Source organism: Vibrio fluminensis (genome assembly GCF_015278125.1).
Lineage (GTDB): Bacteria > Pseudomonadota > Gammaproteobacteria > Enterobacterales > Vibrionaceae > Vibrio > Vibrio fluminensis.
Map to the genome: position 1 here is coordinate 78,942 of NZ_JADILO010000016.1, position 11,507 is coordinate 90,448.

The window sequence follows — 11,507 nt, forward strand, 5'->3', positions numbered from 1 at the left end:
CCTTATTGACGAGCCATTCGTTGATTATGGTGTGGTTGTTGTTGCTCTGTTGAACGGAATGGATTGATATCCAAACCGCCACGACGTGTATAGCGAGCGTAAACCGTCAACTTTTCGGGTTTGCAGTATTTCATAATGTCGGTGAATATACGTTCAACACATTGCTCGTGAAACTCATTGTGTTCACGGAACGAAACAATGTAGCGTAACAGAGCTTCGCGATCGATTTTTTGACCTTGGTATTGAATCTCGACACTTCCCCAGTCAGGTTGGTTAGTTATCAAGCAGTTAGATTTAAGTAGGTGACTATGTAGCGCTTCTTCTACCACCTCTTCGCCAGCCGCATTTGCTAATAGCGAAGCGTCAAACTCATAGCTGGTGATTTCGATATCTTGCTCATCGATACAGTCACCTTGCATGGTCACAATCAGGCTATCTGTGTAATCGGCAACTGAGCGAATGGTGACCGACACCTTTTCACCAGCACAAGCTGAAAGGTCTTTTACTAGAGTTTTTTCTACGTCGTCCCAGGAAGAAAATCGAGTTTGGTTAAAGCTGTTGAGGTACAACTTAAATGACTTAGATTCAATTAAGTTTGCACTGGTTGCAGGGATGCTTACTTCACCTACAGCGACTTGTGGTAAGCCCTTGTCATTGAGCCAAGACAGTTCGTATAGCGTCCAAATATCACAGCCTTTGAATGGCAGGCTATCACCTAGCTCAAGATCATCACGGTTTAAGCTGCGTGGTACTGGCTGAAGAAGTGAAGGGTTGTACTGATTAGCGTACTCGGTTTTTTGACCAAGAGTTAAACCTGCTAACTCTTTTGCGTCTGAATATTTGCTCATACTTTGGCTGGATTTCGATTAGAATATCGGGAATTTTACGCAATCTCTGACTCAGTGTCATTAACACAACAACTCTGGAGACTCGAATGGCTGATAATGCCTCGCAAGCCTTACTCGCATTTAGTGAAAAATACCGTTTTCAATACCAAGAAAAGCACGGCGGTTTGCCGTTTAGTGAAGAGTTAGCCGACTTGGTTTCTCCGTGTGTTGAACAAAAGCGTGCCGACGGTGTTGAGTGGCTAGCATATCCTCGAGAGCAACTGGCAGATTTTAGTAATGTTGAAACTGGCATTGAACTGGTGTTGCACGAAGATATTAAAGCTTTCTATGGTTCTCAATACAGTGCAGATATGGACGCGACGTGGAATGGCAATGAGTTATCACTTTTGCAGGTTTGGAATGATGACGATTTTATTCGCTTGCAAGAGAACATTCTCGGCCATCTTGTGACGCAGCGTCGTCTTAAACTCAAACCAACCGTATTTATTGCTGCAACGGATGCTGAGTTAGATGTCATCTCTATCTGTAATATCACTGGGAATGTCATTCTAGAGCGTTTAGGCACTGATAAGCGTGATGTACTGGCAGAGAACCTTTCTGAATTCCTAACTAAACTTGAGCCAGTGGTATAAACGTGTACGTAGTAGAACTTCAATTTGAGTGTTTTGATAACACCACCATCAGTGCTGTTGATAAAGCGATTAACGGTTTAATGGATGCATTGCGTTACAACGGACAAGTGCTAGGACGAGAGTTTCCTATTGTAATGGGAGAGGGTGAGTTTTATGTGCGTGCAGTGTGCCCTGAAAAAGAAAGCTTGCACCCTAGATATCACTCAGACTTTGTTAAAGTGTGTATTAATCGTCTAGCCGATGCCTGTTTACTTGCACCGAAAGTTCGTTTGCTAGGTCGTGACTTAAACTCTGAGCAGGCTGCGGAAGAAGAAAGGCCGAGTTGGCAAGTACTGTATACTACATATGTGCACACATGTTCGCCATTGCGCAGTGGTGAGACTTTATTGCCAATCCCTCTTTACCGTAACCCCCCAACGTTGAATGGTGATCACAAGGCGGTCGTGAAGTGGCAGACCGAGTGGCAAGCGTGTGACGAATTACAAATGGCAGGTGGATGCCGTGCAGAGCATGCTGCGCTGCATGAAATTTGTGATACTGACAGTGTGTTATTTCGTCGCGGCTGGGATTTACGTGGTCGCATTGAATATATTACCAAGATCCCTACGTATTATTATCAGTATCGCGTTGGTGGCCAGAGCCTTGCGGATGAGCAGGCACGTAAATGCCCTAAATGTGGTGGTGAATGGTTATTAGATGAACCGTTGCATGATGTGTTTTATTTCAAGTGCGATGAGTGCCGAATTGTCTCGAATATTTCTTGGGATCATATTAAATAAATATATTGAGTTAAATTGATTCTAGAATCAAAGTGACATTTATTTGGCATGACTTTAAATTGTCACTTTGATTAAGTATTTGAAAATGCTAGGTTAATGTATTTTCTTTAATTATTATTTGTCGTGACGACATGAACAATTATTTTACAATACGCATTATAATACAGTATGCATAGTAGGCTGGTGATATAATTATCGCGTCCTTAAGTTGTATATTCGCCGTCTAAAAAAATAAATATCAATCTCGGTGGATAAAGAGATATTGTTCATGCGTTTATCAATTCCGTTCATTGTTTCGTCAGTTATTTTATTTTCCCCCCTTTCTTCGGCAGAATTTGATCTTGATTCATTATTAGAGATGCCGTTAGATTCTTTAGCCGATACTAAAGTGGTTTCTGCTACTCGAACAGCAGAAAGCCTGTCTGATATAGCTGCCTCGGTTTATGTTATTACTGGTAAAGAGATCAAACGTTCAGGTGTTCGTTCGGTTGGAGATGCACTGGCGCTTGCTCCTGGTTTACATGTGTCTAAGTACTCTAATTATGATTGGGGGATTACGGCTCGTGGTCAAAATCAGCCGTTAAGTAATACGTTATTGGTGATGGTAGATGGCCGTAGCGTATTTAATCCGACTTTTTCTGGTGTGGACTGGGACTTAATTCCAGTCAGTTTAGATAATATTGCTCAGATTGAAGTGGTATTAGGTCCAGTAGGGACGATTTGGGGGGGAAATGCAGTTAATGGCGTGATCAATATCATCACTTTAGACGCAGAAAATGCACCGAAAGGAAAGTTGAGCGTTAAAGAAGGCAACTACAATTATTCAGAGTATCAAATTCATGATTCAACAGAAATTGGTGAATATGCGCATTTAAGTGGTTATTTTGAATATGTCGATCATATGCCGTGGACCAGTGAAGAAGAACGCGTTCAAATTGCCCAGCATTTCAATGTATATACTGAACGTTTTGGAGCGCGTTTAGATTATCAAAAGTTTGCTAATACCCTCAGTTTTCAAGTGGGTGGAATCCGCTCTCGTGAAGATTATCAATGGTTGACTTACTATCCCCATTATCTATTTCCAGGTAAGCCTAGCGTCGATGTCTTTGACACTGAAATGACCATGCAAGAATATTTTGCAGGCGCTCAATATATCCACGACCTCTCCAACGGAGATAGTTGGAATAATAATGTCTGGCTCACATACAATAGCAACGATGGCACACATCGCAATGCTGAGTTTTGGCGTTTAGATATAGATACCCATTACACTATGGTGGATTTGTGGGGGACGCAATTAGGTTTGGGATCTAATATTCGTCTTATTGATGAAAAGCTAGGCACATATAGCATCTTTGAACAATATACGATGCCTTATCTTCGAGTCACAGATGAGCCAGATTACTTACATCAAAATATCGGTATCTATGCGAACTGGGATATTAATGTAAATGATAGAACCCAATTAACGTTGGGAAGTCGTTGGCAATATAACAATTTAACTGATGAAGTTTATACTCAACCGCAAGCGCGAGCTAGCTATGAATTAGCCAAGAATCAACGCCTTTGGGCTGGATGGGGCCGCGCGGTAGTGACGCCTTCAAGATTGGAGTTAGCAACGACATTTCAAGAGAATACCTATTTGGAGTCGGGTGTCTGCATTGATACAAAAGATCGTTGTGATGCTGGAAATGGAGAGCTTTACGATTACTACGCTGTTTCTCAGCTAATAGGAAACAATGGTTTAGAGGTCGAAAAGATAGAAACCTTTGAACTTGGGTATCGCTATTGGGATGATAACAAGTTACAAATTAATCTGAGTGCTTACTATAGTGTTCATGAAAATATTCGCGCACTAATGCGCCTTTCAAAGGTCGCGGGTATCATCGGCGGCAACTCTTCTTTAGGTACAGTAGGTACGTATTTATATCATAGTCAATCCCAGTATATTGCCCCCCTTTGGTCCGAAACAATGGGTGGTGAAATTGCCGTAAAATGGCAGCCGATAAGCAGTGTTCAAGTGAACACAAACTATAGTTATAAGCGTATTGTTGGGCATTGCGAAGGCTCTATTTGTAAGGGCAGCAACGCCGCTAAGCGACAACTCGAGAACCAACCAAGTCATTATGTCAATGCACAACTTATTTGGGATATAAACCCTCAGTGGTGGGCAAGTACGACCATGCACTATGTTGGTAAATCTTCGCCTCATCCTGACTATATTGCAGCGACTCCTGCTCATTTATCTGAAGATGACTATGAATGGCCTGAAGTGATTAGTTTTGACGCTTCTGTTGGTTGGCAGATGAACAAGTATGCTCCGTTAATTATTGGTAGCGTTGAAAATCTTGGTGCAGAACAATCAAAGGAATTTGCTGAATATCAGAGTCCATTCCAAAATGGTACTCAATACTGGTTAACCCTTGAATGGCAATATGGTGAGTTAAGATAGAACGATTAATGAAGATGGGATTGAAATTTAAACCAACTCTAGCCAGTATCTTGCTGCTGTGTGGTCTTTATTCTTTTTCGCAAGCAGCGATTGCTAAAGTGGACGATGTTGATCTTAAAGCGGTCTATTTGTTCCGCTTTGCTTTATTGGCTGATTGGCAAAATACCGGCATAAATTCGGAATATCTTGAGTATTGTGCAACGGATGTTGATGATATTAGTCTACGTCTAGAGGCTATCGTCGCGAGCAAAGCACAGATGGCTCGATTTTTCCTATTGTCAGAAGCTGCGCCACCTCAGGTATGCCATATTCTTTATACCAAGCAAACGGATGCGCAGAAGATAGAGCAATTAAGACAGCAATTTCCTCATGCATTGTTGGTGGGCGAAGGTGTCGATTTTGTTGCTAATGGCGGTATGATCGCTTTTGTTAAGGTTCGAAACCGCATTCGTCCACTTGTCTCTCGTGCCAATGTGGAACAGTCTCAAGTATTGCTTCGCTCCCAGCTACTTGAAGTCTCGGAGATTTATGAGGATAAAATCTCATGATTCTCAGACGTTTCACTCAGTTACCCTTACGCTACAAAATGATGTTGCCGACCTGGTTTATGGTCATGCTTTTGGTCGGTTTGATTGGCACACCAGCGATTCACTTATTGGTGCTATCTCAACGTGATGCGCAAGAGCAACGAATTAGCATTCTCTCACAAGGTGTTGCAGCGACGTTGCAAGCGGCTTTGATGTTTGATGATCCCATTACAGCAAAAGAGCAATTGGTGAACCTTAACTTTGATCCAGTGATTATTGCTGCCAAAGTGGTGAATGAAACCGGTGAACAGATTGCGCATATTGACCAGTTACCTAACGCTTGTTATTGGTTGAAAGATCAATTGCTCTGTGACGAAGTGAGTTTTGCGACGGTTGAGACGGACATCTCGATGTTGGGAGAGCGTCTCGGGACATTAGTCGTATGGGAGTCGCTAGAGGGGTTAGAGAAACAAGAGCAGGAACTGTTTGGCTACCTTGGAATGTTGGCGCTCGCCGTTTCGTTATTTTCTTGGTTATTTGCGCGAGTGCTACATGGGCTGATTGTTACCCCATTGAATGCCCTGCATGAATCTATGGAGCAGACCATAACTCAAGGGATGACGAAACAAAGTATCGAAATATATCACGATGACGAAATTGGTAAGCTTACGACTTGTTTTAATGACATGATTGCTAATTTGCTTGACCGAGAGGCGCAATTACAAAGCGCTTTGCTTAGCGTGGAGCAAAAGAACCGATATATTCATAGTGCGCTTGATGCGATGAAGCGTGGCGTTATGGTCGTTTCTCCGGGCAATAAGGTCGATTACTGTAATCCAGTTGCCAACCAAATTTTTAGTGACCAGCATCTAAACAATACCCGCATTGCGATGGAAAGCAATTTTGAACCCAAATCTGCTATCGAAATGGTACTTAATGCCGTTGAGCACCACCTTTCTTTGTCGAGTGTCGAATTAAGGGCTCAATCCAGTGAACAACGTTACCACGTTAGTTGTCATCCTTTGAAAGAAGTAGGGCAATCTTTACTTCAATTTCAAGATGTTACGCAAATAAACATTGCAGAAAAACGCCGTATGCTGCTTGAGCTAATGTTCGACCAGTTTCAAGATGCAATATTAGTATTAGACAGGAACCTAAACGTCGAAACACAAAACAATACGGCACTGCAATGGTTTGGAGAGTTAGCGTCTGTTCACGAATTGGTGTTCAAGCAACCAATGCATATCAATCAAAAGATGAGACGCGATCTTCTTAACGCAGGTTTGTTGTTCGGTGAGATTGAAATAAAGCATCAAAGTAAGCGTTGGATGCCTTATGAACTCAAAGCCCGGGCACTTAAAGGTAAAGACGGGCGCGTGGAAGCTTTTGTGATTAGTATTACGGATCTAAGTGTGGGGATAGAGCTGAAACGTCTCGATTTTGCTGCCAACCATGACCCATTGACTGGGCTAGCGAATCGTTCGAAAGCATTGAAATATTTACAGGATCGCCACAACAAAGGTGAATCTCAGTTCATCTTCTTCCTCGATTTGGACGGTTTTAAAGCGGTAAATGACCGCTATGGTCATGGTGTTGGTGACGACTTACTGTGCATCGTAGCTAAGCGGCTTGAAGGTTGTATATCGGCGCATGATTTGGTGTCACGTATTGCTGGCGATGAGTTTTTAATTGGTATTCGTGGTACCAACCAATGCCAACCTATTGCTCAGCGTATTATTGAGACACTTTCAAATCCAATTGTTATCAATGGACAGGTGTGTAATGTGACGGCCAGTTTGGGTATCAGCTATTGGTCTGCCAATGATGGCAGCATTATAGAAGATAAGATTCAACAAGCGGACAGCAATATGTATACCGCCAAGCGTTTGGGTAAAAATCGCTTTTACTATACACAGTAAAGCCCTAAATCTCTGATGTTAAATAACTAGTGAAAGCTCTGGTCGTTATCAGAGTTTTCGTCAGCTTTTGCTTCTTTTGGCTTTGGCGTATCAGACTTTTTCTTCATCTGGGTGGTTTTCATATTGGCAGTGTATTTGAGCACGCTAATGTTGCCGATAATCACCGCTAGCACTATTGCAATGATCACCCAAGGGTTAGTCAGTAAGTCCATCATAATTCTCCACTGATGTTGGTGATAAATTGAGTGTAGATGTTTTCGAGGTTATCGAGCACCACTTGGTGGCCTAATATGGGAGATAAGCGCAGACGAAAACGCAACTGCTCTGCGGTGAGTTGATTTAGACAATCTTGTGCCGTGATTTGGTGACTGATATGCCAAGGTTCAGGAGCAACACCACCGAGATCTTCTGCATAGGGAAAGAAAAAACCAAATCGAGTGAGGTTCCGTTTCAGCCATAAATAGAATTGCGTTTGATGACCTTGAAGGTACTCCCATGGCTCAAGCTGCAATGTTACGCCGTGCGGCAAAGATGCGCGATCAAAAACATCAAAATCACAACCCCAATGGTGCCGGCTTGCTCCAGGGAGTGCTGACCAGCGCAGAATTGCCATGACTTTTTCTTGCTCAGAAAGTTTTTCGTTATCAAGTGGTTGACTGTCGCTATCTAAAATTGCGCTAGCACCAGACATTTTATTGTTCCAAATGGATCTTTGTCGCTCAAAATCACGAAAACCGCTGGCGATATTTAAATTGAAACCCGCCTGAGCCGCGGCGTCTTTCAATGCGAGCAAATCTTGTTGTACTGCAGGGTGGACAAGAAAAGTCTTTTGTCCAAATAGAAGTTCAATCAGATGGTCACTGGTGACCCCGCATAGCTGCTCAGGCGTCATTTTCACGCGAGTACATTCTCCAGAATATTTTGGTACATGTCAGTGAGTTTTTCTAAATCAGAGATGCTGACACACTCGTTAACCTTATGAATGGTCGCGTTAACTGGGCCAAGTTCTACCACTTGTGCACCCATTTGCGCGATAAAGCGGCCGTCTGACGTACCACCTGTCGTAAGTAGCTCTGGTGCTTTATGGTTCACATCGGCAACACCTTTGACTACAGCATCGAGTAGTGTGCCTGTGTCGGTTAAAAATGGTTGACCACTTAACGTCCATTTTAGGTCGTAATCTAACCCATGGGCATCGAGTGTTGAATGAACACGGCGTTTGATTTCACTGTCAGTCAACTCGGTACTGAATCGGAAGTTAAATTGCACATCAAACTCTCCTGGGATGACGTTTGAAGCACCTGTGCCGGCAGCAAGATTCGGGATCTGAAAACTGGTTGGTGGGAAGTAGTCATTACCGTTATCCCATTTAGTTGACGCAAGTTCAGCTAATGCCGGTAGTGATTGATGAACTGGATTGTTAGCTAGGTGAGGGTACGCGACGTGGCCTTGGGTTCCTTTGACGCGTAAGTCACCAGTGATTGAGCCGCGGCGACCGTTCTTCACCACATCACCCACCGCATGAGTACTTGAAGGCTCACCTACGATACACATGTCGAGGATCTCATTGCGAGCCATTAGGGTGTCCACCACGCGGGTAGTGCCATTAATAAATGGCCCTTCTTCATCAGAAGTAATCAGAAAAGCCAATGAGCCTTTGTGATCAGGATGCTCGGCAATGAAACGTTCGACGGCAACAACCATACAAGCGAGCGAACCTTTCATATCCGCTGCGCCGCGTCCATGTAGATAGCCGTCTATAACGGTGGGCTCGAAAGGCGGCGTGTGCCAGTGTTCTAATGATCCCGCCGGCACAACGTCGGTGTGGCCTGCAAAGGCAAACAGCGGCGCTTGGTTACCACGGCGTGCCCAGAAGTTAGTGGTATCTTCAAATACCATCACTTCAATTTCAAACCCGAGCGCTTGCAAGCGCTCAATCATTACTTGTTGGCAGCCGGCGTCTTCTGGTGTTACTGATTGACGGCTAATTAAATCTTTTGCCAAAGCCAATACAGGGCTATCTGTCATCCTTGAAATCCTTTTTATGCAAAAATTGCGGCGTATTGATCCGCTTTAAATCCGATATGGTACTGATCGTTGAGCAATAAGATAGGGCGTTTAATCATCGCTGGTTGTTCTACCAACAATGCAATCGCGGTTTGCTCATTGAGGCTATCTTTCTGCTCTTGGCTTAATTGACGGAATGTGGTTCCGCGTTTGTTAAGTACGTTTTCCCAGCCGAGAGCTTGGCAAAACGTGGTAACCATTTCTGTGTCGATACCTTGTTTGCGATAATCATGAAACTCAAAGCTAACACCTTCAGCCTCAAGCCATTTTTTAGCTTTTTTAATCGTATCGCAGTTTGGGATTCCGTACATGGTGATCGTCATAATGAACCTTTTGAAGTGACATTTTTATTATTTTTTAATCCTATCAGGAACTTCAAAGGGAAACAAAAAATGTGACGCATATATTTTGACGAGTAAAAAATACCCTTGTTCAACACGAATGACGACGAGTTATTGATCAAACGCAAGTATTTAATTGCATAAAAGGAAATAATGAGGGCTGTAGTTTATAGGAGGTATCAATGGAACTGAGTCCTGTGTTTGCACGGCGTTTATACTTGGCTCTACTCGTCGAAAGTTTAGAGCGCCCAAATGTTCCTAAGTTAATTGAACAGACAGGCTGGCCGCGTCGAACTATTCAAGACGTTATTAAAGCTCTTCCTGGCATCGGTATCGAACTTGCGTTTGTGCAAGACGGTCGACGTCATAATGATGGTTACTACCAGCTTTCTGACTGGGGACCGTTTGATAGCCAGTGGGTGAATGAACGAGAGCCTGATATTGCAGCAAGTTTAGGTTTTAAAGCCTAGTTGAATTCATCCACAGTTATACGCATTCCCTACCACCGTGAATGAGGTGGTAAAGTCTTGTGGAGCTATCATATATACTGTAGTCGCGCCAAGTTTCTTGGCGCGATTTTTTATGTCATTCATGGCACCTTGTACCATTGCATCATTGGTGAAAAATAGATACGAGTACCAATGTCCCTCGGTACCTGTGACTTCACCCAACCATTGACAATTGTCGGCATCAAAGCCGCTGTCTAAACGCACATGTACATCTTGCGCACCTTGTTCTAAATGAGTATAGGGTGATGCGCATCCCGTAAGCATAATTAAAGTTAGACTGGTAAAAATACTACGCGGTTTGAGTAACATAAACAAAGAACCCCATCCAACTTACGACCAATAACATCCATGGCAGTATAGCGCTTTTGGTTTGGTTTGTAGGCTCGTCAGTTGATTGGTGCTTCACTTCGTGATCTTGGTGCTGTTCAACACGCTTGGTTCGAACATTTTTCTTTTTCGCTTTGTCTGCTTGACGAGCTTTCTCTTTTTGCTGCTTCTTATACAGCGCAATCCCTTTCTCGATACCTTGAGCAATGAGTTTGGTTTGCTCTTTGGTTTGACCAGGTTTCTGAGTCGCTTTCGCGACTTTCATTGCTTCTTGTTGGGTTTGTTGTGAGGGTACAACTTTGTTTTTCATCGTTGGTAATTACTGCTGGATCAAAGATACACTTATCCTACCACGGTATAATTGAGAGATGGTCAAACAATCCGACAAGAGGCTCATTTTATGAAAAAAGTGCTAATTGCAAGCGCATTGCTTTCTGTGCCGGTGTTCTGGTTATTACGTGGTACGCCTCCTGAACAAAATCGCGTGATTTTGGAACCTGTTTCCAATCAGCAACAGATGCTTGACCTGCAAAATGAACTACAAAATAACCCGAATAGCGCTGATCTTTGGTTTCAACTTGGTCAAGGTTATTTAACTCAACACGAGTTTGAATCGGCATTAACATGCTTTGATTATGCGTTGAGGCTAAGTGAATCACCGACAGCCAATCAATTTTCTGCTAAAGCGAGTGCTTTGTATTACCAGCAAAAGCAACAGATGACGAAAGAGGTACGGTTGTTACTTGATAAAGCTCTGCAACTAGATAGTGACAATGTGACTGCGCTTACGTTGCTCGCCAGCGATCACTATATTAGTTTGCGCTATTCTCAGGCTGTCGAAATATGGACCCAGTTACTTGAATCACAGAACCCTGATTTAGATCGAGCTTCAGTCATTTATGCACTCAATCAAGCGAAGCAGATGTTGTAGCTAGCTAAGATTATTAAGAGGAAAAACCGGTGCAAGCACCGGTTCAGACTGCTGACAAAGGTCTAGCTTTCGAGCTAGACCTTTGATCTAATAGGGGTATCGAAATATGGATACTCCGATATGCTTCAAGAACCGACTCCGCAACAATACGAACTGGAAATGGTAACGATGGAAC

Annotated in this window: 14 protein-coding genes; 7 read left to right on the forward strand and 7 right to left on the reverse strand. The window is 43.2% G+C overall.

Annotation, left to right across the window (positions count from 1 at the left end; translation table 11 throughout):
- Positions 1–2: 2 nt before the first annotated feature.
- Complete coding sequence (gene queF / locus IRQ95_RS12620; RefSeq protein ID WP_194437269.1) at positions 3–848, reverse strand: NADPH-dependent 7-cyano-7-deazaguanine reductase QueF; 846 nt, start codon at positions 846–848, stop codon at positions 3–5.
- 86 nt (positions 849–934) lie between these two features.
- Between queF and syd the strand changes: the two genes are divergently transcribed.
- The 5 genes from syd to IRQ95_RS12645 all read left to right on the forward strand — a co-directional run bounded on the left by syd (position 935) and on the right by IRQ95_RS12645 (position 7,157).
- Positions 935–1,480: a SecY-interacting protein gene (syd, locus tag IRQ95_RS12625; protein ID WP_194437270.1), complete on the forward strand. Its 546-nt coding sequence runs from the start codon at positions 935–937 to the stop codon at positions 1,478–1,480.
- A gap of 2 nt (positions 1,481–1,482) precedes the next feature.
- Positions 1,483–2,259 (forward strand): DUF2310 family Zn-ribbon-containing protein, encoded by a 777-nt coding sequence (locus IRQ95_RS12630; protein WP_194437271.1) that lies wholly within the window; start codon positions 1,483–1,485, stop codon positions 2,257–2,259.
- Positions 2,260–2,527: 268 nt separating this feature from the next.
- A complete protein-coding gene (locus IRQ95_RS12635) occupies positions 2,528–4,711 on the forward strand; it encodes a TonB-dependent receptor plug domain-containing protein (RefSeq protein ID WP_194437272.1) in 2,184 nt (727 codons plus the stop codon).
- A gap of 20 nt (positions 4,712–4,731) precedes the next feature.
- Positions 4,732–5,259, forward strand: coding sequence for a YfiR family protein (locus IRQ95_RS12640; protein ID WP_431358054.1), 528 nt, complete (start codon positions 4,732–4,734; stop codon positions 5,257–5,259).
- Positions 5,256–7,157, forward strand: coding sequence for a diguanylate cyclase domain-containing protein (locus IRQ95_RS12645; RefSeq protein WP_194437274.1), 1,902 nt, complete (start codon positions 5,256–5,258; stop codon positions 7,155–7,157). Before IRQ95_RS12640 ends, IRQ95_RS12645 begins: the two co-directional genes overlap by 4 nt.
- A gap of 26 nt (positions 7,158–7,183) precedes the next feature.
- Here the strand turns inward: IRQ95_RS12645 and IRQ95_RS12650 are convergent, their stop codons facing one another.
- The 4 genes from IRQ95_RS12650 to IRQ95_RS12665 are packed head-to-tail and all read right to left on the reverse strand — an operon-like array spanning position 7,184 to position 9,547.
- Entirely contained in the window at positions 7,184–7,369 is a 186-nt protein-coding gene (locus IRQ95_RS12650) for a DUF2897 family protein (protein WP_194437281.1), read from the reverse strand.
- Entirely contained in the window at positions 7,369–8,049 is a 681-nt protein-coding gene (locus IRQ95_RS12655) for a M15 family metallopeptidase (protein ID WP_194437282.1), read from the reverse strand. Before IRQ95_RS12655 ends, IRQ95_RS12650 begins: the two co-directional genes overlap by 1 nt.
- Positions 8,050–8,051: 2 nt before the next feature.
- Complete coding sequence (dapE, locus tag IRQ95_RS12660) at positions 8,052–9,185, reverse strand: succinyl-diaminopimelate desuccinylase (RefSeq protein WP_194437275.1); 1,134 nt, start codon at positions 9,183–9,185, stop codon at positions 8,052–8,054.
- A 14-nt stretch (positions 9,186–9,199) separates the two neighbouring features.
- Complete coding sequence (locus IRQ95_RS12665; RefSeq protein ID WP_194437276.1) at positions 9,200–9,547, reverse strand: ArsC family reductase; 348 nt, start codon at positions 9,545–9,547, stop codon at positions 9,200–9,202.
- A gap of 200 nt (positions 9,548–9,747) precedes the next feature.
- Between IRQ95_RS12665 and IRQ95_RS12670 the strand changes: the two genes are divergently transcribed.
- The gene (locus IRQ95_RS12670; protein ID WP_194437277.1) at positions 9,748–10,035 is read left to right on the forward strand and encodes a winged helix-turn-helix domain-containing protein; all 288 of its coding nucleotides are present in this window, start codon (positions 9,748–9,750) and stop codon (positions 10,033–10,035) included.
- Positions 10,036–10,041: 6 nt separating this feature from the next.
- Here the strand turns inward: IRQ95_RS12670 and IRQ95_RS12675 are convergent, their stop codons facing one another.
- Together IRQ95_RS12675 and IRQ95_RS12680 are read right to left on the reverse strand one after the other, a co-directional pair.
- On the reverse strand, positions 10,042–10,338 hold the full coding sequence (locus IRQ95_RS12675) for a DUF4156 domain-containing protein (protein ID WP_431358055.1): 297 nt from the start codon (positions 10,336–10,338) through the stop codon (positions 10,042–10,044).
- Positions 10,339–10,363: 25 nt separating this feature from the next.
- Entirely contained in the window at positions 10,364–10,711 is a 348-nt protein-coding gene (locus tag IRQ95_RS12680; protein WP_194437279.1) for a DUF2956 domain-containing protein, read from the reverse strand.
- A gap of 90 nt (positions 10,712–10,801) precedes the next feature.
- Between IRQ95_RS12680 and IRQ95_RS12685 the strand changes: the two genes are divergently transcribed.
- Positions 10,802–11,332: a TPR domain-containing protein gene (locus IRQ95_RS12685; RefSeq protein ID WP_194437280.1), complete on the forward strand. Its 531-nt coding sequence runs from the start codon at positions 10,802–10,804 to the stop codon at positions 11,330–11,332.
- Positions 11,333–11,507 lie beyond the last annotated feature (175 nt).